We start from the raw sequence: 25,544 nt of genomic DNA, 5'->3' as shown, positions 1-25,544 counted from the left end.
AAAAAGGGTGATTTATGAATGATTACAGATACTACCTTTCACATGATAAAAAATGAAATGAACGCGCTTACGCTGCACTCTCCGTTTTATGAAGTATATGTCTCTATTTATGTGCTTAAGGAAAATGTCATTAGAACAGCGGTAACGAAACATTCCCCGGAGATTCCCATTCATTCCTGGGCAATTGCACCCGGGGACACACAGATGCCGCTGGAAGGAATGGACCGGCAGGAGATTTCAGAGCTTTTTGAACGGTCTTCTTATCAACTGGAGGAAAATGATACGCAGCTGATTCTTACTACAGAGAAGATTAAGCTGGTGATTAATAAAGCCCACTTGCATTTCACATGGTATGCGATAGATAAAGAAACAAAAGAAGATGTATGGGCAGCAGAAGATAGAAGTACACAGGCTTATTTTTTTCAAATTGCCAAAAAAGCACCAGTTTCTCATTATCTGACGAGAAAGCCGGGAGAACTGTATTTCGGCCTTGGAGAAAAAACAGGAAACGTTAATAAATATGGGGAACGTTACCGCATGCTTAACATCGATGCGATGGGATATGATGCGGAAAAAACAGACCCGCTGTATAAACATATTCCCTATTACGTCACGTACTCAGAATCAAGCGGTATGGCCTACGGACTCTACTACGATGATTATAATGAATGCGCTTTCGATCTGGGCAAGGAAAAAGATAACTATCATGGCAGCTATCGTTATTTTGAAACACGCTCTGACTTCCTGGATTATTATTTTATCCTGGGACCGGACGTGCCGGAAGTAACGAAAACATTCTCCTGGTTAACCGGGCGGCCCGCGAGAATGCCTAAATGGAGCTACGGCTATTCAGGCTCAACGATGACATATACAGATGAACCACGGTCACAGGAACGTCTTGGAGAATTTATTGAAAACTGCAGAACGCACGATATTCCGTGCTCTTCCTTTCATTTATCCTCCGGCTACACATCCATTCAGGATAAACGGTATGTCTTTCACTGGAACCGGGAGAAATTCCCGGAGCCTAAACGATTTGCCGAAGATTTTCATAAAGAAGGCATAAACATTATTGCTAACATCAAGCCGAGCCTGCTCGTTAATCATCCTAAATTCAAAGAAGCCTCCGAGCAGGGAATGACGATTAAAAATGAAGCCAATGAACCATTGCAGCAGCAGTTCTGGGACGACCTTGGCGTTTATTTGGACTTTACGAATGAAAAAACGATTGCATGGTGGAAAGAAAATGTAAAAGAACAGCTGCTTCATAACGGAATCGACTCGACCTGGAATGATAACAATGAATTTGAAGTCTGGGATCCGGATGCGGTTATTGATTTATTCGGCAAAAAGGGAAGGTTTCAGGATCATCGTGCGATTTTTCCAATGCTTATGACCAAAGTTTCTTTAGCAGCCCAGCTCGAGCATGACCCGGGGCGCCGTCCTTTTCTCGTTACGAGATCGGGGAGTGCAGGAATCGGCAGATACGCGCAGACATGGACAGGCGATAACGACACGAGCTGGCACACCTTAAAGTACAACATAAAAATGGCGATTGGACTCAGTCTTTCCGGTGTTTACAACTTTGGCCACGACACCGGCGGTTTTGCCGGAGGGGCACCGGAGCCGGAACTTCTTCTGCGCTGGATTCAGAGCAATATTTATTATCCGCGCTTTACCATTCATTCCTGGAACGATGACAACACGGTGAATGAACCGTGGATGTATCCGGAAATTACGGAAAAAGTGTCGGGCACCATGAATTGGCACCGCCGGCTGGCCGGTTATTTATATTCGATAGGCAATCATTCTTCAACCGAATATGAACCGATTATCCGGCCGGTTTTTTACAACTTTCCACAAGATCCGGTCACATATAAAGAGAATGATGAATTCATGCTCGGCGGGGATCTGCTTGTCTGCACGATTGTCGAACCGGAGCAGAGGGAGAGGGCGGTATATCTTCCAACACATGCTGGAGGATGGTACGACCTTTATACGGAAAAATGGTATGAAGGAGGGCAGAACGTTTCAGTGCCTGCCCCACTGGAGTACACCCCGGTTATGGTAAAAGGCGGGAGCATTCTTCCTATAGAAGAAGAAACACAAGTACGGGTACAGCTTTATCCGGCAGCGTCCGGGAACAGCGTTTCTTTTTCCTACTGCACCAGTACGGAAGCAGACGGAAAAGAAGAAACCGCTCAGTTTGATATGACTATGGAAACAAGTGATTCTGCCATTTCTGTTTCTGTTCATAAAACAAGAACGGCAGAAGGTATGCCGCAGCAGTTTGCTTTTCATATGCCTTCCTCTGAAACGAGAGCGCTTTGGATCAATGGAGAAGAAACAGCGTTATTTCACACATAATGAGAGGGGTAACATACGATGAAAAAAAATTATATTTGGCTGCTTCTGCTGCTTCTCGTAACAGCAGGGTGTCAACAGGCAGCGGGAGAAGAAGAGACAAAAGAGTTAACACTAGCTCATAATCAGCCTACGGATCATCCTGTTCATTTATCGTTGACGCGGTTTGCTGAGCTGGTGGACGAAAAGTCAGAAGGGGAACTTGTCATTGATGTTTATCCTAACGGAGAGCTCGGCAGTGAAAGAGAGGTTATAGAAAATACCCAGTTCGGAACCGTGGACATAGCAAAAGTAAGCGCAAGTGCACTGGAGGGATTTGATCCGATCTATTCCATTTTCAGTCTTCCATATATGTTTGAAAGCCAGGAGAGTTTTAAGCAGATTATGGCGAACGAAGAGATAACCGATGAGATCTATCTAAACACGACGGATATTGGATTTAGAGGTCTCACGTATTATGATGCAGGCGTTCGCAACATGTATACAAAGGACCGCATGATTGAAAGTGCAGAAGATATGGCTGGTTTAAAAACAAGAGTACAGCCCAGCCGGACCAGCGTGCAAATGATTGAAGCGATTGGCGGTACGCCGACACCGATGAGCTATGGAGAAGTTTATACAGCGCTGCAGTCCGGTGTTATTGACGCAGCTGAGAATAATGAGACTGCTTTAGTCAACAGCAGCCACGGAGAAGTAGCGAAAAATTACTTTTTCACGGAGCATGCGATTGTACCGGATATGCTGATTATGAACGACGAAATGTACAGCGATTTAACAGAAGGAGAGCAGCAGGTCATTGAAGAAGCTGCAGAAGAATCGACGGAATACCACGAAGAACTCTGGGCAGAAATGGTAGAAGAATCAGTGACGATTGCTGAAGAGGAAATGGGTGTTACATTCTACGACATCGAAAAGCAGACGTTTATTGACGCTGTGCAGCCACTTCACGAACAATTCCAGGAAAATCCTGATACGGCAGATATTTATTCCAGGATAAAGGAGGAATCATAAGGTGAAACAGGTCAAAAAAACGCTGGATAAACTACTTTTAATTGTGAATGCTTTCTTGATTACAGCGATGACAGTGCTATCCATATGGCAGGTTATTGCGCGGTACTTTCTGGATGCACCAAGCACCACGAGTGAAGAGATTATCCGTTTTATGCTGATATGGTTTACCCTTCTCACCGCGACGTATGTTCTCGGACAGCAGCAGCACATAGCGATTACTTTTATTAAAGAAAAGCTGAGTGCCGGCTGGCAGAAAGGGCTGAATACATTCGTAAACATATTATGGATTGTTTTTGGAGTCGGGGTCATGATCGCAGGAGGCAGCTGGCTGCTCTCCTATACGTATACAGAAGTAGCACCGGCCACAGGGTTGTCCATGCTTTTCGTATACAGCGCACTGCCTGTTTCCGGACTGTTTATGACAATTTATGCTGTTACTCATATGGTGACACCGGAAACATACTCTGAAAATAGAGAGGAGACGGGTCAATGACTTTATTAGCCAGCCTCATGCTATTTGGTATCTTAGGAATCTTACTGCTGCTGGGCGTACCCATTGCCCTATCCATTGCTTTGAGTTCCGTTTTAACGATCAGTCTTGTGCTTCCCTTTGATGTTTCTATCATTACAGCTGCACAAAGACTCGCAACAGGAGTTGATAATTTTACGATACTGGCTATTCCGCTGTTTGTTTTAGCCGGTACGATCATGAATAACGGCGGCATCGCCTTCAAATTAATTAATTTAGCGAAAGTGCTGGTAGGACGCATGCCGGGTTCACTCGCTCATACTAATGTGGTCGGCAATATGCTGTTTGGATCTATTTCCGGCTCCAGTGTGGCCGCAGCGGCCGCCATGGGACGGATTATGACGCCGATGGCGCTCCGCCAGAACTATTCCCGGACATACACAGCGGCGGTAAACATCGCATCAGCGCCTGCGGGACTCCTTATTCCCCCAAGCTCGATGCTGATTGTCTACTCGCTCGTCAGCGGTGGAACATCTGTAGCGGCTTTATTTATGGCCGGGTATCTGCCGGGTATTTTATGGGGGCTGGCTGTTATGGCTGTAGCCTACGTGTATGCGAAAAAAAGGAAATATCCGGTATCGGAAAAAATCAGCTGGAAGGACCGCGCGTTTATTGCGATCGATGCGATTCCCAGCCTGCTTTTAATCGTCATTGTTATCGGAGGTATTGTAGCCGGTATCTTTACAGCTACAGAGGGTGCAGCGGTAGCGGTACTATATGCGCTGGTTCTGTCTCTTATCTATAAACAGTTGAAAGTGCAGGAATTTAAAACGATTTTTAAAGAAACAATTGAAATTACCGGAATGATTTTATTTCTTATTACGGCATCATCGTTGTTTTCTCTGGTTATGTCCTATACGGGCATTCCATCGAGCATCAGCGAAAGTCTGCTGTCTCTTACAGAAAGTACGATTGTGCTGCTGTTAATTATTAACTTGATTTTGTTAATCATGGGAACATTTATGGATATTACGCCGGCCGTATTAATCTTTACGCCGATATTCTTCCCGGTGATTACAGAGCTTGGAGTCGATCCGGTACACTTTGGTATTATCATCGCGTTTAACTTGTGTATTGGTAATATTACGCCTCCTGTAGGAAGCGTATTGTTTGTCGGAACGAGTGTAGCGAAAGCCAGACTGGAAGATGTGATAAAAATGCTGGTGCCTTACTTTATCGTACTGATCATTATGGTTGTGGTTATTACGTTTGTGCCGCAGATCAGCCTCTTCCTTCCAGGATTATTTGATCTGTTATAACGCCAGTGGGAATTAAACCAGGTCAACGTTCATCTGCTCGGAGTGCCGCTTGGAATGATCAACAATAGTAATATCAAAAAATCCTTTAAAAGCTAATGCGGCAGCTCCATACGCACAGGCATCTTCATTAAGCCGGGAGATTTTCAGTTCATCGTAGTTGTTGAATTTAGAATGGAAACGGCTGATTAAGTCCGCCAGCAGTTCCGGGCGGGCAGAAAAGAGGGCGCTGTTAATAACGATACGTTCCGGATTAAAGATATTAATAACATTATTTAATCCCAGAGCCAAATAATCTAAATAGTCATCCAGGACGCTTCCCTGAACTTCCTTATGAAATAAGGCGGCCATGCTTTCTGTTGATAATTGTGCCGCATCCTGATGCAGATTTTTTAAAAGGGCTTTATTGGAAGCATACATCTCCCAGCAGCCATGGTTGCCGCAGGGACAGGGAAGGCCGTTTGGTTCGACAATCATATGGCCGATTTCGCCGGCAAAGCCTTGAAATCCCCGGTAGATGTTGAAGTCCTTGATGATGCCAAGACCAATGCCGGAATGAAGAGTCAGGCAGAACAAATCAGACACTTGCTCATAGTACACCTGCTCAGCGAAGACGGATAAATTTGCACTGTTATCGATAAAAACAGGAACGTTCATTTCCTGCTCCAGCCTGCTTTTGATATCTTCATCTATCCATTCCTGCTTGGGAGTAAATACGATCTGATGATCATTATTTACGATACCATGAATACCGACGCCAATGCCGACTAATGGGATCTCCTGCAACAGGGAGCCGGCTGGGAGAATATCTTCTTTTAATATGTGTAAAAGGGACTCTGTCATCTCATCAAAGTAATGAGTATCCAGCGCAACGGACTGCCGATGAATAAGCTGCCCCTTCAAATCACAGCACAATATATTGGTAACCTGTTCATCAATATCAATGCCAATAGTAAAGCCGGCACGTTCATTGATCTCGATCATAATAGGCTTTCGGCCTCTAGTGACAGAAGCGCCGGTTTCTCGTTCTACAATATGTCCTTCTTCCATCAGTTCACCAACCTGGGAAGATATCGTTGCTTTATTTAATCCCGTGATGCGTGATAATTCACTTCGGGAGAGGGAGACATGTTTAATTACATTTTCAATAATAATTCGTCGGTTCATACGTTTAATGTAGTGGGTATCTCCGGTATTCATATACATTCCTCCAGGCGCCAGAGTATGGCAGCGATTGCTGTCATTATATAATTTTTAGTTTGTCTAGTAAACAAATGAAAAGGAGAAGATACAATGAATACATTTATGCAGGAAGATTTTTTATTAAATACGAATACAGCTAAAAAACTGTATCACGAGACGGCTGCCCATCTGCCTATCATTGATTACCATAACCACCTGCCTCCAGAGGAGATTGCAGCAGATAAATCGTTTCAAAATTTAGGGGAAATCTGGCTGAATGGAGATCATTACAAATGGAGAGCCCTTCGCGCCAACGGAATAGAGGAGGCTTATGTCACAGGGAATGCCGGGGATTATGAGAAATTTATGGCCTGGGCTGGCACAGTACCAAAAACGCTTGGCAATCCGCTTTACCATTGGACTCATTTGGAATTGAGGCGCTACTTCGGTATTAAGGACCTGTTGAACGAAGAGACAGCCGAAAAAATATGGAGCAGTACAAAAGAAAAGCTGCAGTCCCCGGAATACTCGGTTCAGTCGCTGCTGAAAAAAGATAAAGTAGAATTTATCGGCACGACAGACGATCCCGCTGATCCGCTGCTTTCCCATAAGAAACTGCAGGGGCACAGCGATTTTCAAGTATCCCCATCATTCCGGGCCGATCCTGCTATTTTTATTGAGCAGCCGGATTACCTGAACTGGATAGAAAGAATGGAACATACCACCGCCATTTCCATTCAAAGCTACGATCAGCTTTTGGATGCACTGGAAAATCGTATTGACTGGTTCGATGAAATGGGATGCCGGAGCGCCGACCACGGTATTTCGCACGTGTTTTTTGAGAAGACAACGAAAGAAGAAGCGGCAGCTGTGTTTCAAAAAAGAAAACAGGGAAAGACTTTGTCCCAAAGAGAGGTAGAGCAGTATCAGACTCATATTATGCTTTTTCTAGGCGAGAAATACGCAGACAAGGATTGGGCAATGCAGCTTCATCTTCATCCGCAGCGCAACAATAATAAGAAAATGCTTGAGATCGCAGGAAAAGATACCGGATTTGACTCCATCGGCGATGGTGCCGTTTCAGAAAAGCTGGCAATGCTTCTCGATCAGTTGGAATACAGACAAAAACTGCCTAAAACCATTCTTTACAGCGTAAACGCAAACAACCACGATATTCTGGCGTCCATGGCAGGGAATTTTCAAAGCGGCAGCCTGCCGGGAAAAATTCAAGTCGGTACCGCCTGGTGGTTTAACGATCATATCGACGGAATGGAAAAACAGATGAACTCTCTTGCCAACATCGGACTGATTTATCACTTTATCGGCATGCTCACAGATTCCAGAAGCTTCCTTTCTTTTTCCAGGCATGAATATTTCAGAAGAATACTGTGCAATATGATCGCGCAGCTGGGTTGAAGAAGGAAAAGCGCCGAACGATGAAGCATTATTAAAGAAATATGTAGAAAACATCTGCTATTACAATGCGAAACGCTATTTTTCCATTGGTAAAAAATAAATAAATGTTGACGCTTTCATAATGAGTAAGATATGATAGGGGAAATTCACTAAACCGGTTTATGAAAAAGGGAAATAATGAGCCAAAAAAAGCTGTCACAATATCCGATGTAGCAAAGCATCTTAATATTTCAAAAAGCACCGTTTCCCAATATTAAATGGGCGATATGAATATATGGCCGAAGATACAAGAAAAAGAATAGAACAGGCGATCAAAGAAATGGAGTATTCTCCTAATTCATTAGCCCGGAGTTTAAAAAAGAAAACGACCTCTACAATAGGAGTTATTGTAGCTAATATTCTGCACAGTTTTTCCACCCAGATTATTCGTGCTATAGAAGATATTTGCTTTGCTGAAAAAGTACACGTCATTATATGTAATGCAGATGATGATCCGCAAAAAGAAGAAGATTACATTCGAATGCTTATGGCTAAACAGGTAGATGGATTTATTATATTTCCAACAGGCAGCAACCCCTCTGTTTACTCAAAAATGATTGCAAACCAAATACCAACTATATTTTTGGATCGTATCATTCCGGATTTTAAAATCAATACTTTATTATTAGACAATTACAAAGCATCAGAACTTGCAGTGGGGGCTTTTTACCAAAAAGGCCATAAGAACATTGCTATGATTACAATGGAGGCTGAACCATGTTACGCCTCGTATTGAAAGAATCGCAGGGTTCTGCCATGCGCTTGAGAAAAGAAATCTGGAGGTAAAAGAAGAGTACATTCTTTCAGATTATCTTCATAATATGCAAAACAGATTAAAGGAACTGTTCGATAAAAAGACGGCGCCCAGCGCAATTTTCGCAGGCAACGATTTAACTTTATTAGAGGTACTGACCTATTGTAAAAAAAATAATCTGCGCATACCGGAAGATATAAGCATTATAAGTGTAGATGATGTTTCCTTTGCAGACATTTACGAACCTGCGCTTACTACAATAAGTCAGCCGGCTCACGATATTGGTGCAAAAGCAGCTTCTCTTTTACTGGATCAAATTCAGGGAAAAGAACCTCTCTCTAAAATTCATAGGTTTGCCCCTTCTTTGATTGAGCGATTGTCTGTTTCACAAAAGTAAAAAGCTGGATGAAGATTTATAAAAGCGTATATACAGTATGGCAAAATAGTTCAGCATTTATTAGGCCTGTGAAAGGGCCTGCTTTTTCACCAGTTACTAAACCGATTTAGTAAAAATCAAATTCATCAATGCAGGAGGAAATATATGAAACGAATAGTTACATTGGGAGAGTTGCTTGTCCGTTTATCGCCCCCTGGGGAGCGGACGCTGAAACAAACGGATAACTGGAATGTTTATGTAGGAGGAGCGGAGATGAATGTAGCCGTTGCCTTCAGCAATCTTGGAGGACAGGCGCGGACTTTAACAGCTCTTCCTGATAATGCAGTGGGAAGAATGGCGCGGGCCGCTCTCCAGAAAGAGGGTGTTGATACATCCTTTATTTCCAGCCAGGGATCACGGGTAGGATTGTATTTTGTGGAAAAAGGAACATCAGAAAGGCCGTCAAAGGTGACCTATGATAGAGAACATTCCTCTTTTTCTGAATGGACGCCGAATACAATAGATTGGGATGCACTTTTTGACGAGGTCGGAATACTTCATACAACAGGGATAACGCTGGCTCTTGGGAATAAAGCAAGACAGGCAGCCGTTGAAGTGATCAAGGAAGCCTCCCGAAGAAGTATACGGATCAGCTTTGATTTTAACTATAGAAGTAAATTATGGACGATCAGTGAAGCAAAGGAAGCTTTTCAGGAGATTCTTCCTCATGTAGATATTTGCTTTGGAAGTTCCAAAGATTTAACTCATATTCTGGGATATAAAAAAGAGGAGCAATCGAATATGATCGCTGCTTTTATGAAAGATTATAATATTAGCTGTTTTGCTTCTATGAAGAGAACGACGGAGTCCAATACAAAACATACGCTGCAGGCCTCTATTATTGATAAACAAAAAGGCGAAGCTGATTCACCTCTGTTTTCTGTTACTATTCAGGATCGAATCGGAGGTGGAGATGCTTATGCGGCAGGCCTTTTATATCAATTTCTGCATTATTCCTCAGAAAGTCTGAGCATCAAATTCAGTTTGCAGCTGCGGCAGGCGTGTTAGCTCATTCTATAGACGGTGACGCATTTGTTCTAGAAAAAGAAGACGTAGAAGCTTTTATTCAAAGTCAGGATGGCAGCGGAGTTGTTCGATAACTTAAGGAGGGTGACCTAATGGATATTGGATTTAGATGGTATGGAAGAGGTAATGACAGCGTAAGCCTTGCCGACATTCGGCAGATTCCCGGTACGTCTCAAATTGTATGGGCGCTGCATCACAAGCAAGCAGGCGAACAATGGGGAAAAGAGGAAATACGCGAAGAAGTAAATTATATTCAATCACACGGCTTTAAAGCAGAGGTTGTAGAAAGTGTAAACATACACGAAGATATTAAGCTGGGTCTTCCTTCAAGAGATGCACATATTGATGCGTACATCGAAACGATAAAGAACCTTGGCGGGGCCGGAATTAAAGTTATCTGCTATAATTTTATGCCGGTATTTGACTGGATTCGTACGGATTTAGCGAAAGAAATGAAAGATGGCTCCACTGCTTTGTTCTATGAAAAAGAGCTGGTCGATGACGTTTCTCCAGAGAAGCTGGTAGAAAGAGTGCTGCAAAATCCCGAGTTCACGATGCCTGGTTGGGAGCCTGAGCGGCTTGCCCATATTCAACAAGTTATTAAACAGTATGAAGGCATGACGGAAGATGATCTTTTTGATAACCTTCAATATTTTCTGGAACGCGTTATTCCTGTCTGCAAGGAGCATGACATCAAGCTGGGAGTACACCCGGATGATCCGCCCTGGTCTGTATTTAAGCTGCCGCGGATCGTATCTACCCACGATCAGCTGAGACGTATTTTAAGCCTGGTGGACAGCAGATATAATGGTTTGACGCTCTGCAGCGGTGCGCTTGGTGCTTTGGAAGAAAATGATCTGCCTGAAATGATTCATGAATTCAAAGATCGTATTTCATTTGCCCACGTTCGAAACGTTTACCGTTATCCAAATGGTGACTTTATTGAAACATCACACAGGGAGCAGGACGGATCTGTACCGATTACCGATATTATTAAAGCCTATCACGATATCGGGTTCGAAGGCTGTATCCGGCCCGATCACGGACGCCATTTATGGAATGAAAGCTGCAGGCCGGGTTACGGACTGTATGACCGTGCTTTAGGGATTATGTACATGCTTGGTATTTGGGATGAAAGAGAAAGAGGAGGAATTAATATGGCAGCAGAACATAAGCAGTTAAAGGGAAAAGCAGCCATTGTTACAGGAGGCGGCGGTGTACTGTGCGGTGAAATGGCCAGAGCATTGGGAAACAAGGCGTGAAGGTAGCCGTGGTCAGCAGAAAGCTGGAAAATGCCCAGTCTGTAGCAGACGATATTGTACAGGCAAATGGAGAAGCCAAAGCTTATGCCTGCGATGTCCTCGATAAAAAAGATATTGAACGGGTAAACGAAGAAATTCAAAAAGATTATCCGGTTTACGATATTTTGATAAACGGAGCCGGCGGTAATCATCCTGATGCTTCTACGTCGGAAGAGATATTTGGATGGGATGAAGTAGAAGATCCTGACAAAAATTCCTTTTTTGATTTAAAAGAAGAAGCTATCCGTCATGTGTTTGATTTGAATTTTACAGGCGCTGTACTAAGCACTCAAGTATTCATGAAGCACATGTTTACAGAACAGGGAAGCACAGTTATTAATATATCTTCCATGAGCGCGCCAAGTCCAATGACAAAAGTAATGTCCTACAGCGCAGCTAAAGCAGGAATTGAAAACTTCACCCAGTGGCTTGCTGTTCATATGGCTAAAGAGAATATTCGCTGCAACGCCATAGAACCCGGTTTTTTCTTAACCAATCAGAATAGAAAACTCCTTTTGGATGAAAACGGCGATTATACGGCAAGATCTAAAAAAATAATGGATCATACGCCAATGGAACGATTCGGAACGCCGGACGATCTGCTGGGAACGCTGCTGTGGCTGGTTGATCCTGAGTATTCGGCGTTTGTTACAGGTATTACCGTTCCCGTAGATGGCGGATTTATGGCGTACTCTGAGAGTATAGAGGGATGGAGTAATGACAACAAAATTAGAAACGCTGCAGGCACTGTTGGAGCAAAAAGTAGTAGCAGTTGTACGCGGAAAGACAACAGAAGAAGCAGAAATGATAGCTCAAGGTTCTGTAGATGGAGGTATTACGATACTAGAGATTACGTATACAGTCCCGGATGCTTCAGCACTCATCCAAAAGCTCAGTGCCACATTTGAAAATCAGGCAGTAATCGGGGCAGGTACCGTTCTTGATGAAGTAACCGCCCGTCTAGCTATTCTTGCCGGAGCTGCCTTCATTGTCTCTCCAAGCTTTAACCGGGAAGTAGCTATACTATGCAATCGGTATCGCATTCCGTATCTGCCGGGCTGTTATACAGCCGCAGAAATGATTGAAGCATTGGAATATGGCTCAGATGTTATTAAAGTATTTCCCGGCAACACGGTCTCTCCCTCATTTATCAGCGGAATGAAGGGTCCTCTTCCCCAGGCTCAATTAATGCCCTCTGGAGGAGTTAACGCTGAGAATGCTAAAGAATGGCTTGATAAAGGAGCTGCTGCTATAAGTATTGGAAGCAGTCTATATCAATCGACGCGGGATAAAGTAGCTGAAGAAGCCAGACGTGTCGTAAAAAATATTCAAATGTAATTTTACACATTTTAGCGGGGGAGGGATTTGCCATGAAGAAGGCGGGATGGCTGTCAGGATTGACAGCTCTGCTTATTATTGTAAGCGGATGCAGCCAGAATACGCAGGGAGAAGAAGTAACAACCTGGAAGTTAAATCATTTTTCCGACACAGGTCATAATTGGCATAGAACAGCTGAATTTTTTGCGGAAAGAGTAGAAGAAAACACAGATGGACAGGTCATTATTGATATATATCCGAGCGGGCAGTTAGGTGATGAAACAAACACGATTAATAGTATTCAGTACGGAGCTATTGATCTAACTATTACTGGTGAGACGCTGCAAAATTGGACACCAAATGCTATCTTAATGGCTACGCCATATGCGTTTGAAAGTCAGGAGCATATGAGAAGTATTATTGAAGGGGATATAGGCAGAACGATTGAAAAAGACATTCAAGACGATGCCGGACTGACACCTCTTCTCTATATAGAAAGGTCGCCTAGAAATCTCACATCAAATTTTCCAGTGCATTCCCCGGAAGATATCCAGGGGTTCGATATGAGAGTGCCGAACGTACCGCTTTTTGTAGATGTATGGTCTGAAGCAGGAGCCAACCCTCAATTAATTAGTTTAAGTGAAGTTTTTACAGCGCTCCAGCAGGGGGTTATTCAGGGTCAGGAAAATCCGAATGACTTAATTCAAAGTAATGGCTTCTATGAAGTACAGGATTATATTAATGAAACCGAACACGTTCGTTCATGGATATATATAACAGTAGGCAATGAGCAGATGGAATCTCTCCCGGAAGATCAGCAGCAGGAGGTTCTGGAAGCGGCTGAGGATGCTCAGGAGTTTGCAAGAGACCTTTATGAAGAAGATGTGGAAACAGTGGAAAACACACTTCGTGAAGAAGGTGTAGAAATTAATGAAGACGTAGACCAGGAAGCATTTCGTGAAGCGATGATTCCGGCTATTGAGGAAAATTTGGAGCCGGAACAGCAAGAGCTTTATCGGCAGATTCTTGAGGAAGGAGAGGATGGGAGTTGAAATGGGCAGACACTCTTGATAAAACACTGAAATGTATAGCAGGCGGTTTGTTTGTAATACTTCTTGGAGTTGTCGTTTTACAAATTGTTCTCCGCTATCTTCCTTTTTCATTTATTTGGACCGAAGAATTAACGAGGTATCTATTTGTCTATACAATAGCTGTAGCAGCACCCTTGGCATTAAGAAGAGATGAATTTGTTAAAGTGGATCTATTTTTAAGAATACTATCAGCTAAAAACAGAAAGATTTATGAAAGCGTTATCCATATATTGATATTAATCTTCAGTGTTTTTTTACTTGTAGAAGGTATCCGCTTTTTTGCTTTAGGAACCTTATTCAGTTCTCCAACGGTAGGAGTTTTGATGAGCTATATTTATGCTTCTGTTCCTCTACTGGCAGTTCTGCTGATTGTCTACTGTATTATCTTCATATTGGATCAGCGTAATGGCAGAAAGCCGGAGGAGGAATCATCATGACAGCAGTGTTACTCGTAGTATTGTTTTTGGTTCTTATGGGCATAGGTGTACCGATTGCTTTTAGCTTAGCTGTTTCTTCTTTGATTTATCTGCTGATCAGCGGTGTTCCGCTGACTATTGTACCGCAGACAATGTTTGCTGGAATAAATTCTTTCGTGCTTCTTGCTATACCTGCTTTCATTCTTGCAGGAAATCTAATGAACCACGGAGGGATTACAGATCGTATTATTCAATTTTCCAATGCTTCTGTGGGGAGAATTAGAGGAGGATTGGGTCTAACCAACGTTGCCTCATCTCTTGGATTTGGCGGTATCAGCGGCACGGCCCTTTCTGACACAGCGAGTATCGGATCTGTTATGATCCCGGCTATGAAAAAGCAGGGATATGGTGCTGGTTTCTCTGCAGCTGTTACATCCATGTCTTCTACCGTAGGTCCGATGATCCCGCCATCGCTTCCCATGATCATTATTGGAACATTAGCCGGCGTTTCTATTGGTGATTTGTTTCTTGCTGGTGCTGTGCCGGGAATTCTACTTGCCATTGGTTTTCTGATTGTAACGTATATTATATCGGTTAAACGTCAATATCCAAAAGAAGAAGCGCAGCCATTAAAGGCAGTACTGAAATCTTTTTTAGGATCTTTTGGGCCCTTTTGATGGTCATCATTATTTTATGGGGTATTTTAGGTGGGTATTTTACACCTACAGAAGCTGCAGTTGTTGCGGTTATTTATGCGCTTGTTATTGGAGGACTTATCTACCGTGAATTGAAATGGAGAGAAGTTCCCAAAATTTTGGCAGACACTATTATTGCAACAGCGGCTATTCTTCTATTGGTTGGTTTTGCTAATCTTTTTGGATGGATTTTAGTTAGTGAAGGTATTCCAACCGCCGTAGCTGAAAGTATATTGTCGGTATCGGAAAACCCAATTCTTATTACTCTGCTTCTACTTTTACTATTAATTGTAGTAGGAATGTTCTTAGAACGATTGCCGCTCTTACTATTTTGTTTCCAGTGCTGCTTCCTATTGCTACATCTATTGGCATGGATCCAGTGCACTTTGGCGTTGTTATGGTATTAACATTAATGATTGGACTATCTACACCTCCTGTAGGTGTTTGCTTATTCGTAGCATCTGACCTGGCAGATGTTTCGATCGGGGAAGCTTTTAAAGAAATGATCCCTTTTCTTGGAGTCGCGCTGTTAGTACTCCTGTGTGTAAGCTTTATCCCCTCTTTGTCGTTATTTTTACCTGGTTTATTTGAATAGGAGGAATACAAATGAAAGCTATACGTGTAAAGAGCCTGGAATACTGGAAATAGTTGATATGGAAAAACCGGTGATTGAGTCTGCGGAAGATGTTCTAGTTAAAGTCAACGCAGCAGGTATTTGCGGTTCTGATATGCATATTTATCATGGCAGCAATCCATTCACAGTTTACCCAAGAGTGATAGGGCATGAAGTGACAGGAATAGTAGAAGGACTGGAGCGAACGTTACAGCTTTACGAAAAGGTGATCAGGTAGTACTGGAACCTATTGAAAGCTGCGGGGTCTGCTATGCATGCAGAAAAGGAAGACCTAATATCTGCAAAAAGCTGGAAGTTTATGGAGTGCATAGAGATGGAGGCATGCGGGAGTTTGTTACAGCTCCTCAAAAAAACTGGCATAAAGTAGATGCCGGAATAAACCCGATTCAGGCAGTGCTGGCAGAGCCTCTTACTATTGGAGCTCAGGCTACAAGCAGGGGGAAAGTAGAAAAAGATGATACCGTATTAATTATTGGGGCAGGCCCGACCGGATTAAGTTGTCTCCAAATTGCAAAAGCAAAGGGAGCCATAGTGTTGATCTCTGATTTTAATCAAGAACGATTAAACTATGCTAAACAAATTGGAGCGGATTATATCATTAATCCAGGAAAGGAATCATTGGAAGAACGTCTGAAAGAAATAACTAATGAAGAACTCGCAAACGTAGTTATCGACGCGGTAGGAACAGCGAAAACAATAGAGCAGGCTGTGAGTCTGGCTTCGGAAGCCGGGCGGGTAGTAAATTTAGGTTTTACAGATGCTATTTCCAGCTTCACCTCATTATCCATCACGAAAAAAGAAATAGAATTAGTAGGTTCACGACTTCAGGCAAACAAGTTTCCGGAAATTACAAGACAGCTGAATAATCATGAGTTAGACGCAGATTCACTAGTGTCGCACACATTTCCTTTCACAGAAGTACATGAAGCTTTTCGTCTGCTTCAAGAAGATCCGGAATCAGTCAGAAAAGCCGTTTTATTATTTTCTTAAAAAACAAAGTGACGTATAGCAGGAGGTATCCGTATGCCTGATGTGGCATGGCTGGAAGTAAAAGAAAAAACTCAAAGAAAACTAAGGAGTCAGGGGATTGGAAAGAATCACGCGGCTACTATTGCTGATGTATTAATACATGCTGATTTAAGGAACGTTTCTTCTCATGGTGTTCTTCGATTAGAACACTACATTAAACGGCTTCAAAGCGGCGGACTTAATACCAGCCCTGATATTACATTTAAACAAACAGGCTATGTAACGGGAGTAATGGACGGTGATGGTGGTTTTGGTCATGTAGTAGCTGAACAGGCCATGGATGAAGCTATTCGTTTAGCGGAAGAAAATGGGGTAGGAGTGGTTACCGCTTTTAACAGCAGTCATTGCGGCGCTTTAAGTTATTTTGTGAACAGAGCAGCAAACAAAGGTTTAATTGGAGTAGCTCTTACTCATACGGATAAAGCAGTAGTACCTTTTGGAGGTAAGGAATCTTTTTTAGGTACTAATCCAATAGCTGTTGGAGCTCCAGCTTTAAAAGAAAATTCATTTATTTTCGATATGGCTACTTCCAATGCAGCTTTGGGTAAAATTTTAAAGGCAGTGGACAAAAATGAAAATATTCCAGGAGACTGGGGTGTTGATAAGAATGGTTCAGCCGTTACAAATCCCCGGGACGTGGTGTCTTTGTTACCCTTTGGAGGACCGAAAGGATATGGTCTTGGAGTTGTGGTTGATATCTTTTCGGGACTTCTAGCTGGAGCCGCATTTGGGCCACATATTAACAAAATGTATGGAGATTTAGATAAGAAAAGAGAACTAGGACATTTCTTTTGCGCATTAGACCCTTCCTACTTTACCGATAAACAAGAATTTTTGAAAAATATGGATCAGATGATTCTTGAGCTTCGAAATGCCCCTGCCAAAGATGGTGTAGAGAGAGTATTTGTACCAGGAGAGCTGGAACAGATGAATGAAGAAAGAAATAGAATAGAGGGAATCACTTTATCTGAAGAAACATTCAATTATTTAAATAGCGATTCTTAAAGCAAAAAGCAAAAATCCTGGCTGCCAGGATTTTTGCTTTTTATATGTTTAATAACAGTGCCCGGTTGTCCATTCATGCATTAGCCGCACTTGGTTTATCCCAATCCTCTTACATGCGGAGGAAAAAGAAATACACTTCTGATTGAAGCTTCTTTTCTTTTTCGCAGAGGCGTATAATAGAACAAAGAATGTGTTTATCCAGACAGAACGTAAAGGCGGTTAAAAAATGAGACATAATATGTGTTGGATCGTTCCGGTCGTTATTATTGTCGGTGCCAATTTATTATCTTCTCAGGCCGGCATTAGTCTTGGATTTCTTATCTGGCCGGTTATTGCTTTTGGACTGGCATACTATTTTTACAAAGGCGGGTCAGTTTGGCTCAGCCTGCTGTTTGTCGGGCTCGCAATTATTCATCTAGCCCGGCATCTGGAAGGGATGTTTTTCGTGCTCGTCTTTTCAATCATTGTGGCGGCAGCAGCGATTGCAGGAGGAATGCTTATCTACTCGCGGCGCAATCCGGTCGTTGATATTGACCGGGACCTTCCCGGAGGGCGTACAGAAGAGGAAGAGAAGCCGGCAGATTCCCACTATTCCAGGCCGATGAGAGAAAAAAATATGCTGATCGGGGAGATAAAGTGGACAAAAATCCCCTATAAGCTGCCGCCGACAGCGATTCAGTTTTTTATTGGGGAGGTAACCATTGATCTCGCCAAAGCGGAAATCGACGAACGAGATGTTCACCTGCACATAAAAGGAGGAGTCGGCGGCATTAAAATTTTCCTTCCCGATACATGGGATGCGGACGTCCAGACAAAAATAGGAATCGGCGAAGTCAACATGCTCAAGCAGAAGGAAGGCGGTATGTTCTCCAACGCCCATTTTGAGCACAAGACGCCTGTTGATCCGAAGCATAAGCTTTATCTTCAGGCCGACATCGGCGTAGGAGAAATTGTTATTAAAAAATCCAGATGGTAAATACCTTTCTGTCCTGCCGGGACGAAGGGTATTTTTTTGCCCGGATAAAAAGAGAACTTGGACGGATACTAAACATTCTGGATATATGCTTCAATAAAGAGACGGATAGAGGGAGGTTTTTTCATGAAAAAAGCAAAGGTTGGTTTGGCCGTAGCTCTCACATCTACGGCACTAATATGGCCGCAGGCGGCAGGCGCTCAGGAAGACTATGGAGATAAGGCAATGGAACATATGCGTTATCTATCCGAGGATATTGGTGAGCGTCCGGCAGGTACAGAAAGCGAACGTGAAGCGAAAACATACATAGAGACAGCGCTGGAAGACATGGGATATGAAACAAAAACCGAAGCGTTCCCATTTACGAGAGACGGAGAAGAGCTTGAATCCGAAAATCTTTCTGCTGTGAAACCGGGGAAGTTCAAAAAAGAAATTATTGTCGGTGCCCACTACGATACGGTAGCGGATGTAGAAGGCATTGATGATAATGCCTCCGGTGTCGGCGTAATGCTTGAAACTGCAGAGCATCTTGAAGACATGGACGTTCCCTATACGATCCGGTTTATTGCCTTTGGAGCCGAGGAAGGCGGATTAAATGGCTCGGAAGAGTTTGTGGAAAACATGTCCAATAAAGAAAAAAACAATACGCTTGCGATGATTAACCTCGACAGCCTGGCTGCCGGTGATCAGATGTATGTATACGGAGGCGGAGGCAAAAGCGGATGGTACCGGAATTTTGCCCAGCAGCTGGCAGAGGATGCCGGTATTGATATACAGACTAATCCCGGTCTCAATCCTGAGTACCCGGAAGGCACCACAGGTCTTTGGAGCGACCATGCTCCTTTTCAGGAAGCAGGTATCGATATCGGCTATTTCGAAGCCACGAACTGGGAGCTTGGGGCACAGGATGGCTATACCCAGACAGAAAAACATGGAGCCATCTGGCACGATCCGGAAAAAGACAATTTTGATTTTATAGAGTCCGAATTCCCCGGCCGGATGGAAACAAATATTTCCGGCTTTTCCGAAGTACTGACTAAATCATTAACCGAGATGAAACCCGAAACAAAAGCCCACTATCAGCAGTGGAAATAACCCGAAGCGCCGGCAGAAATGCTGGTGCTTTTTTTTTAATAAAGTAAGAAAAAAGTGATTGTCTGAATGAAAAGAAGGGAGTATGTTTAAAGCAAAGATATACCACTGGAAAAAATAAGATGGGAGTGCTGGGGATGCGCATAAAAAATGTTTACCTTTATGTACTCGACACAATGGCTGACTGGGAATATGGATATCTAACGGCTGAGCTGAACACGGGAAGATGTTTTAAAAAAGACATAATGCCGTTAAAAGTAATCACTGCCGGAGCGGATAAAGAAAAAGTCACTACGATGGGTGGAGTGAGCATACAGCCGGATTTGTCTTTTGATGAGTGTTCGTTTGAAAGGGACAGTCTTTTCATTCTGCCCGGCGGAGATACGTGGGGAGAAGAAATTCACGAGCCTGTTCTGAGGAAAATTGGGGAAGCGATGGAGTCCGGCGCTGTCATCGCAGCTATCTGCGGAGCTACAGTTGGCCTTGCCCGAATGGGATATCTGGATACAAAAAGGCATACAAGCAACGATCTGGAGTATCTCCAAATGGTCTGCCCGGATTATAAGGGAGAAGTACTGTACGAAACGGAACCGGCTGTGACGGATGGGAACATTATTACTGCCTCGGGAATAGCCCCGCTGGAATTTGCGAGAGAAGTGTTGAAGAAACTGGACGTGTTTACACCAGACACGCTGGATGCGTGGTACCACCTCAACAAAACGCATCGGCCGGAATACTATTATCAGTTAATGAAAGCGACGAGCTGAATGTTTTGAGTATAGATAGTAGTGCATTATGTTAAAAATAAAAAGAAGCGTGAATCGGTGACTGAGCCGATTCACGCTTCTTTTTCTATTATAATCCCATGGAAAGGTACTTCGTCTCTAAATAAGGGGCGATTCCTTCGCTTCCGCCCTCACGGCCGAGGCCGCTTTCTTTCATGCCGCCAAATGGTGCTTCCGCAGCTGACGGAGCGCCGTCGTTCCAGCCGACAATGCCGTAATGAAGACGCTCGTGCAGGTAATGTCCGGTACGATAGTTTTCCGTGAAAAAGTAAGCAGCCAGCCCGAACGGTGTATCATTGGCCATATCGATCGCTTCATCAAGCGTAGAGAAGGACACGATAGGCGCAACCGGACCAAAGGTTTCCACATGCATAATATCCATGGAGCGGTCTACGTTAGTCAGTACCGTTGGGTGCACGAAGTAGGTGCCGGCTTCTGCATCTTCCTCGTAGCGGGCACCGGTGAGAACAGATGCGCCTTTTGCTTTTGCATCTTCAATCTGGCCCTTCACTTTTTCAAAGCCCTGGGCATTAATAAGCGGCCCGATATCGGTTCCTTCTTCTAAGCCGTTGCCAACCTGAAGCGCCTCCGCTTTTGCTGCAAGCTTTGCCGCGTATTCCTCCAGCACGTTTTCCTGAACAAAAATACGGTTGGCGCAGACGCACGTCTGGCCGGCATTGCGGAATTTAGAAGCCATCGTATGCTCGACAGCAAGGTCAATATCCGCGTCTTCTGCTACGATAAGGGGGGCGTGTCCGCCAAGCTCCATCGATACATGCTTAACCGTGTCTGCGCTGTTTTTAATTAACAGCTTACCGACAGGAGTGGAGCCGGTGAAAGTGATTTTGCGTATGAGCGGGCTGCTCGTAAACACTTCGCCGATTTCTGCACCGTCCCCGTTTACAAATTGAAGCACATCTTCCGGAATACCGGCTTCATGTCCGAGACGCACGAGCTCCATTGCCGTAAGCGGCGTATTTGGAGCCGGTTTAATAACAAAGGTGCAGCCTGCTGCAAGCGCCGGAGCCGCTTTTCTCGTAATCATAGCCGCCGGGAAATTCCAGGGAGTGATCGCAGCGACTGGGCCGACTGCTTCCTTTGTCACATATAAACGTTTGTTGGCAGCACCGGGAAGGGTTTTGCCGAATACGCGGCGCGCTTCCTCCGCGTAGTATTCAATATAGTTTGCCGCATATACGACTTCGCCGCGCGCTTCTTTTAACGGTTTGCCATTTTCCTGTGTAATAAGAGAAGCAAGCATGTCCTGGTTTTCCAGAATAAGTTGATGCCATTTTTTCAAAAGACCGGCACGGTGGGAAGCAGCCTGGCGGGACCAGGCGGGAAACGCTTCGTGAAGACGTGCTACAGCAGCCTCGACCTCTTGTTTGGAATGAAGCGGAACCTCCCGGACAGCTTCTCCGGTGGCCGGGTTTTTAATCGTAACAGTGGATGACATACATAACTCCTCCTTCATCTTAGTACTTTTCATTATCCCGTTATTTGGTCGGATAAAAAGAACCAAATTAAAAATATTTATGGTACCAGAAAAAACCCGCCGGTCTATAAACAGGCGGGTGGGGTAATGATTTACTTTTCGGATTGATTATAGGACTTTAGATCGGAACGACGAAGCGAAAAACCCTGGAATCCGAAGGGAGGACGAGGATCGGTAAACACCCGGCCTTCGTCGGAGCTGGTTTCCTCTACAATTAACTCCCAAGTCCGATTGTTTGATTCAAAGGACACTTCAGCGAGCTGTGGAAAACGCTCAAGCACGCGCAGGCCGATGTAGTAAATCAGGCTCTGAATGCTCGGAGAATTCAGCTCGTGAAAAAGCGTGCGGGCAATGCCAGCCACCTGTTCGGAGCTGACGTAGTTCTTCAGGTAATCGCGGCTGTCTTCATAAATCCAGTTAATATCAAGATAAATAAAAAGGGGGCGGTCTGTTGTTTCCGGAAGGGTTGTATATTCGTCTTTAATATACCCCTGAAACGAGCTGCCCTTTACTTTGATTAAATGAAGATCCTTTACGCCGCTCTGCCGGGACACAATCGCATGCTCGTTTTCTTCAGTACGCTCTGTTTCAAGCGACGCCACCGGAAGCTCCCGTTCCTTTTCATCAAACACGAGCGGACTGCTGCGGATGCCGGTTTCATCTCCAATGTCTGTTTCTGTAAACAGCTTCTGGACCGCAGATACCACAATGCCGTCGATATGGCTGTACGTTTCATAAAAACGTCCGTTGATATATTCCAGAAATTCTTCCATCGTTGCCCCTTCAAAGCTGCCGGCATGGCGGAGAATAAAATTTTTCATCGAATCCGTTGCAATGACTTTCGAGTTGTCTCCCTCTGAAAAGGAGCTGAAAAAGGCTTCCCCTTTTAAGGCAATTTGAATGTCCATCGCAAAGATAATATTGCTGCGTCCTGTAAAGGAAGATTCAGGAATCGGCTGAATGTTTTCAAGCGGAGAAGCATAGGTGCGATAGACAAATACATCGCCTTTTCCGTAATACATCGTACGATTTTGATCATTCTGGTGCTTCACGGCTTCTGTTTTTTTAATTTTCGTTTCCATTTGTATCCCATCCTTTTTTAATGTATTAAGCATGTTCATTGTTTTCTTTAAGAGTCATTTTTAACGATCTTTTAAAAGTGGTCTGTTCTCTGAATCGGCAGGCAAATACCTCTTTTGTTACATTCAGCAGATGCAGGCCGATAGCGGCAAGGCTGCCGGTAATGATGCCGTCGTGGAATAGAAAAGAAATCTGTTCCGGCATCTGGGCAAACAGCTCCGGTACAATAGTGGTGCCAAGACCGAGTCCTAAAGCAACCGAAATAACGAGGACATTCTGATTGTTTTCCAGGTCCACCTGGGTAAGCATCCGGATACCGGATACCGCTACCATGCCAAACAGCACAACCATAGCTGCACCAAGAGCAGGAGGCGGAATCAGTTTAATCAAAGCGGCGATCTTTGGAGTGAGGCCCAGGGCTATTAGAATAAAGCCCGCGGTGAAAGTAACGGCAACGGTTTTTACCCGGGAGAGTTGTACAAGTCCAACATTCTGAGCAAATGTATTATAGGCAAATCCGTTAAACAGACCGCCGACAAGAAACGCAAACCCTTCGGCGCGGTAGCCGCGTTCCAAATCCGCCGCTTCTACTTTTTCATCGCATACTTTTCCGAGAGCAAGAAACACGCCGGTAGATTCAAACAAAATAATCAGCGTAACAATCAGCATGGGAATAATCGCTCCCAGTTCAAACATCGGCATCCCAAAGTAGAAAGGCTGGGGCATGCTCACCCAGGAGGCGCCGGCCACTTCGCTGAAATTAATATTCCCGCGCACCGCGACAAATATTGTACCTGCCACCAGTCCGATTAAAATAGATAAAGAACGAAGAGGGCCTTTAAAAAAGGATTGCAGCACAAGAATTAAAGCAAGAACGCCAAGACCGAGCAGGACATTGTTAAGGCTGCCGAAATTTTCACTGCCGGTACCGCCCGCCATGTTGTTAATACCGACTGGAAGAAGGGTAAGGCCAATCAGCGTAATGACGGTACCGGTAACGACCGGCGGAAAAAAGTGAATCACGTGGCTTAAATATTTAGCAAACAACACAACAATCAGACCGGACACTAGAATCGACCCATAGATAGCGGTCATACCGTACTCGCCGCCAATCGCAATCATCGGTCCTGCTGCAACAACCGATGCTCCCAGTACAGCGGGAAGTCCTATGCCGGTATACTTGGTTTTCCAGCTCTGCAGAATAGTTGCTACACCGCAGGTAAATAGATCAATGGCAATTAAATAGGCGGTCTGTTCACTTGTAAGATTAAGAGCCTGAGATAATAGAATAGGGACCAGAATAGCTCCGGCAAACATCGCGAGCACATGCTGCATACCAAGGGTGAACGTTCTCATTACATAATTCCTCCTGATAAATAAGATAGATAATTCCGGGGAAAAGGGACCAAAAAAGCCGCAGAAAGCCTGTAATGGAATTTACAGAGTCTTCGCTGCGGCTTCCTGCCTGCCGTATACGGCAGGGAAACGGCGCTGTAAGTTACCTGCCTGCTGCCGGGTCTGCGTAATAACGCAGTGCCTGACAGCGGCAGATTATGTATGAAGCAGAATAACAGTGCAGGAGGTATTAGTGTCCTGGTCGAAATCTTTGTAAATGGCTTTAACCGCGAGGTCAAATTCCGAGGCCAGAATATCCTTGATACGTTGTTTATACTTATGATTCAAAGAAGCATCAATAAACAGGACAAGGTCGGGCCGGTCGGCAAGCGTATCGAGCATCGGTGTCCGGCTGACGGAAGCAAAAATCGTAATCTGACTTTCGGAAAGCTCGATCTTCTGGCTCTGCACGCCGTGCTGATAAAACTCTTTATTAATTTCGTTATAGCGCAGAGCCAGCTCTTTCTTGGAAATCTTGAGCATGAGTATCACCTGCTTTACTGCAATTCATGAAAGCATCGTATCATGAGCGGAAAAAGACTACAGTACAATTGTCAGATAACGTGACATTCTTTTTGGAAAAAGGAGAGAGGAAATGGTTAAAAGCCGGGAAGATATCATAAAGTTAATTCAACAGGATGATCAGATGATGGAAATAATTCAAACAGCAGCAACGTTGAATCTGCCGGACTGGTGGATTTGTGCAGGGTTTGTTCGTTCTAAGGTCTGGGATACACTGCATGGCTATCAAATAAGAACAAAGACTCCGGATGTAGATGTCATTTATTTTGATGAAAACAATAACAAACAGCAGACTGATAAAGAATTAGAAGGTTCACTTAGAAAGATGCTTCCTGAAGTACCGTGGTCTGTAAAAAATGAAGCAAAAATGCATGTTCGAAATAATATTGCACCCTATACTTCTTCCGAGGATGCTATTTCAAAGTTTCCTGAAACAGCAACAGCTGTTGGTGTAAAAATAGACAGGAAAGGCAACCTGATTTTAACAGCTCCGTGGGGTGTAGAGGACTTGATAAACATGGAAGTGAGACCAACTCCGTTTTTTGAACAGACGAAAGAACGAGCTGCCTTTTATGAAGAAAGAATAAAAAAGAAGAATTGGAGATCTATCTGGTATGAAATTAAGGTATATCACTTATAACGAAAGAAGCATATTAAAATCATAAAAAAACAGAAGCCTTATACCGGACTCCTGTTTTTCC

At 43.9% G+C, this 25,544-nt stretch carries 18 protein-coding genes and 6 pseudogenes; 19 read left to right on the top strand and 5 right to left on the bottom strand.

Annotated features, from left to right (window positions below; translation table 11 throughout):
* Positions 1-18: 18 nt before the first annotated feature.
* From MMY81_RS06860 to MMY81_RS06845, 4 genes are read left to right on the top strand one after another with little or no spacing between them, the layout of a single operon-like run.
* Positions 19-2,367, top strand: a complete 2,349-nt coding sequence (locus MMY81_RS06860; protein WP_252312185.1) for a glycoside hydrolase family 31 protein — start codon at positions 19-21, stop codon at positions 2,365-2,367.
* Positions 2,368-2,385: 18 nt separating this feature from the next.
* Complete coding sequence (locus MMY81_RS06855; protein WP_252312184.1) at positions 2,386-3,375, top strand: TRAP transporter substrate-binding protein; 990 nt, start codon at positions 2,386-2,388, stop codon at positions 3,373-3,375.
* A gap of 1 nt (position 3,376) precedes the next feature.
* Positions 3,377-3,868: a TRAP transporter small permease gene (locus MMY81_RS06850; RefSeq protein WP_252312183.1), complete on the top strand. Its 492-nt coding sequence runs from the start codon at positions 3,377-3,379 to the stop codon at positions 3,866-3,868.
* Positions 3,865-5,163: a TRAP transporter large permease gene (locus MMY81_RS06845; protein ID WP_120191791.1), complete on the top strand. Its 1,299-nt coding sequence runs from the start codon at positions 3,865-3,867 to the stop codon at positions 5,161-5,163. The genes MMY81_RS06850 and MMY81_RS06845 overlap by 4 nt, the downstream gene beginning before the upstream one ends.
* A 12-nt stretch (positions 5,164-5,175) precedes the next feature.
* Here MMY81_RS06845 and MMY81_RS06840 read toward each other — a convergent pair whose 3' ends face one another.
* Positions 5,176-6,360, bottom strand: a complete 1,185-nt coding sequence (locus MMY81_RS06840; protein ID WP_252312182.1) for an ROK family transcriptional regulator — start codon at positions 6,358-6,360, stop codon at positions 5,176-5,178.
* 93 nt (positions 6,361-6,453) lie between these two features.
* Here MMY81_RS06840 and uxaC point away from each other — a divergent pair.
* From uxaC to MMY81_RS06760, 14 genes and pseudogenes are all read left to right on the top strand, one after another.
* Positions 6,454-7,858 (top strand): annotated as a pseudogene (gene uxaC / locus MMY81_RS06835) (glucuronate isomerase).
* Positions 7,859-7,919: 61 nt separating this feature from the next.
* Positions 7,920-8,948 (top strand): annotated as a pseudogene (locus MMY81_RS06830) (LacI family DNA-binding transcriptional regulator).
* A gap of 144 nt (positions 8,949-9,092) precedes the next feature.
* The gene (locus MMY81_RS06825) at positions 9,093-9,995 is read left to right on the top strand and encodes a sugar kinase (RefSeq protein ID WP_252312181.1); all 903 of its coding nucleotides are present in this window, start codon (positions 9,093-9,095) and stop codon (positions 9,993-9,995) included.
* A 110-nt stretch (positions 9,996-10,105) separates the two neighbouring features.
* Positions 10,106-11,158: pseudogene (gene uxuA, locus MMY81_RS06820) on the top strand (mannonate dehydratase); the annotation flags it as partial.
* A 113-nt stretch (positions 11,159-11,271) separates the two neighbouring features.
* Positions 11,272-11,949: pseudogene (locus MMY81_RS06815) on the top strand (SDR family oxidoreductase); the annotation flags it as partial.
* A gap of 82 nt (positions 11,950-12,031) precedes the next feature.
* Positions 12,032-12,652, top strand: coding sequence for a bifunctional 2-keto-4-hydroxyglutarate aldolase/2-keto-3-deoxy-6-phosphogluconate aldolase (locus MMY81_RS06810; protein WP_252312180.1), 621 nt, complete (start codon positions 12,032-12,034; stop codon positions 12,650-12,652).
* Positions 12,653-12,684: 32 nt separating this feature from the next.
* Positions 12,685-13,683: a TRAP transporter substrate-binding protein gene (locus MMY81_RS06805; RefSeq protein WP_252312179.1), complete on the top strand. Its 999-nt coding sequence runs from the start codon at positions 12,685-12,687 to the stop codon at positions 13,681-13,683.
* Positions 13,680-14,159 carry a TRAP transporter small permease gene (locus MMY81_RS06800; protein ID WP_252312178.1) on the top strand — a complete coding sequence of 160 codons (480 nt, stop codon included), beginning with the start codon at positions 13,680-13,682 and terminating at the stop codon, positions 14,157-14,159. The genes MMY81_RS06805 and MMY81_RS06800 overlap by 4 nt, the downstream gene beginning before the upstream one ends.
* Positions 14,156-15,428, top strand: a pseudogene (locus MMY81_RS35040) (TRAP transporter large permease). Before MMY81_RS06800 ends, MMY81_RS35040 begins: the two are co-directional and overlap by 4 nt.
* 11 nt (positions 15,429-15,439) lie before the next feature.
* Positions 15,440-16,457: pseudogene (locus tag MMY81_RS06780) on the top strand (zinc-binding alcohol dehydrogenase family protein).
* A 33-nt stretch (positions 16,458-16,490) separates the two neighbouring features.
* The gene (gene allD, locus MMY81_RS06775; RefSeq protein WP_252312175.1) at positions 16,491-17,501 is read left to right on the top strand and encodes an ureidoglycolate dehydrogenase; all 1,011 of its coding nucleotides are present in this window, start codon (positions 16,491-16,493) and stop codon (positions 17,499-17,501) included.
* Positions 17,502-17,727: 226 nt separating this feature from the next.
* Positions 17,728-18,477, top strand: coding sequence for a LiaF domain-containing protein (locus MMY81_RS06770; RefSeq protein ID WP_252312174.1), 750 nt, complete (start codon positions 17,728-17,730; stop codon positions 18,475-18,477).
* 123 nt (positions 18,478-18,600) lie between these two features.
* A complete protein-coding gene (locus MMY81_RS06765; protein WP_252312173.1) occupies positions 18,601-19,569 on the top strand; it encodes a M20/M25/M40 family metallo-hydrolase in 969 nt (322 codons plus the stop codon).
* A gap of 134 nt (positions 19,570-19,703) precedes the next feature.
* Positions 19,704-20,333 (top strand): type 1 glutamine amidotransferase family protein, encoded by a 630-nt coding sequence (locus MMY81_RS06760; RefSeq protein WP_252312172.1) that lies wholly within the window; start codon positions 19,704-19,706, stop codon positions 20,331-20,333.
* Between the two features lie 88 nt (positions 20,334-20,421).
* Here MMY81_RS06760 and MMY81_RS06755 read toward each other — a convergent pair whose 3' ends face one another.
* From MMY81_RS06755 to MMY81_RS06740, 4 genes are all read right to left on the bottom strand, one after another.
* On the bottom strand, positions 20,422-21,807 hold the full coding sequence (locus tag MMY81_RS06755; RefSeq protein ID WP_252312171.1) for an NAD-dependent succinate-semialdehyde dehydrogenase: 1,386 nt from the start codon (positions 21,805-21,807) through the stop codon (positions 20,422-20,424).
* A gap of 131 nt (positions 21,808-21,938) precedes the next feature.
* Complete coding sequence (gene pucL, locus MMY81_RS06750; RefSeq protein WP_252312170.1) at positions 21,939-22,928, bottom strand: factor-independent urate hydroxylase; 990 nt, start codon at positions 22,926-22,928, stop codon at positions 21,939-21,941.
* 25 nt (positions 22,929-22,953) lie between these two features.
* Positions 22,954-24,282, bottom strand: coding sequence for a nucleobase:cation symporter-2 family protein (locus MMY81_RS06745; RefSeq protein WP_252312169.1), 1,329 nt, complete (start codon positions 24,280-24,282; stop codon positions 22,954-22,956).
* 195 nt (positions 24,283-24,477) lie between these two features.
* Complete coding sequence (locus MMY81_RS06740) at positions 24,478-24,804, bottom strand: Na-translocating system protein MpsC family protein (protein ID WP_252312168.1); 327 nt, start codon at positions 24,802-24,804, stop codon at positions 24,478-24,480.
* Positions 24,805-24,967: 163 nt separating this feature from the next.
* Here MMY81_RS06740 and MMY81_RS06735 point away from each other — a divergent pair, with 163 nt between their 5' ends.
* The gene (locus MMY81_RS06735; protein ID WP_252312167.1) at positions 24,968-25,483 is read left to right on the top strand and encodes a nucleotidyltransferase family protein; all 516 of its coding nucleotides are present in this window, start codon (positions 24,968-24,970) and stop codon (positions 25,481-25,483) included.
* Positions 25,484-25,544 lie beyond the last annotated feature (61 nt).

The organism is Sinobaca sp. H24 (genome assembly GCF_023845525.1).
Note: the sequence above shows the minus strand (reverse complement) of the source record. Positions and strands in the feature narration are given on the sequence as shown.

Excerpts from the sequence above, each read along its gene's own strand:
- MMY81_RS06860 (WP_252312185.1), top strand. The coding sequence starts at position 19 with ATGATTACAGATACTACCTTTCACATGATAAAAAATGAAATGAACGCG.
- MMY81_RS06855 (WP_252312184.1), top strand. The coding sequence starts at position 2,386 with ATGAAAAAAAATTATATTTGGCTGCTTCTGCTGCTTCTCGTAACAGCA.
- MMY81_RS06845 (WP_120191791.1), top strand. The coding sequence starts at position 3,865 with ATGACTTTATTAGCCAGCCTCATGCTATTTGGTATCTTAGGAATCTTA.
- MMY81_RS06840 (WP_252312182.1), bottom strand. The coding sequence starts at position 6,360 with ATGAATACCGGAGATACCCACTACATTAAACGTATGAACCGACGAATT.
- MMY81_RS06825 (WP_252312181.1), top strand. The coding sequence starts at position 9,093 with ATGAAACGAATAGTTACATTGGGAGAGTTGCTTGTCCGTTTATCGCCC.
- MMY81_RS06810 (WP_252312180.1), top strand. The coding sequence starts at position 12,032 with ATGACAACAAAATTAGAAACGCTGCAGGCACTGTTGGAGCAAAAAGTA.
- MMY81_RS06805 (WP_252312179.1), top strand. The coding sequence starts at position 12,685 with ATGAAGAAGGCGGGATGGCTGTCAGGATTGACAGCTCTGCTTATTATT.
- allD (WP_252312175.1), top strand. The coding sequence starts at position 16,491 with ATGCCTGATGTGGCATGGCTGGAAGTAAAAGAAAAAACTCAAAGAAAA.
- MMY81_RS06770 (WP_252312174.1), top strand. The coding sequence starts at position 17,728 with ATGAGACATAATATGTGTTGGATCGTTCCGGTCGTTATTATTGTCGGT.
- MMY81_RS06765 (WP_252312173.1), top strand. The coding sequence starts at position 18,601 with ATGAAAAAAGCAAAGGTTGGTTTGGCCGTAGCTCTCACATCTACGGCA.
- MMY81_RS06760 (WP_252312172.1), top strand. The coding sequence starts at position 19,704 with ATGCGCATAAAAAATGTTTACCTTTATGTACTCGACACAATGGCTGAC.
- MMY81_RS06755 (WP_252312171.1), bottom strand. The coding sequence starts at position 21,807 with ATGTCATCCACTGTTACGATTAAAAACCCGGCCACCGGAGAAGCTGTC.
- pucL (WP_252312170.1), bottom strand. The coding sequence starts at position 22,928 with ATGGAAACGAAAATTAAAAAAACAGAAGCCGTGAAGCACCAGAATGAT.
- MMY81_RS06745 (WP_252312169.1), bottom strand. The coding sequence starts at position 24,282 with ATGAGAACGTTCACCCTTGGTATGCAGCATGTGCTCGCGATGTTTGCC.
- MMY81_RS06740 (WP_252312168.1), bottom strand. The coding sequence starts at position 24,804 with ATGCTCAAGATTTCCAAGAAAGAGCTGGCTCTGCGCTATAACGAAATT.
- MMY81_RS06735 (WP_252312167.1), top strand. The coding sequence starts at position 24,968 with ATGATGGAAATAATTCAAACAGCAGCAACGTTGAATCTGCCGGACTGG.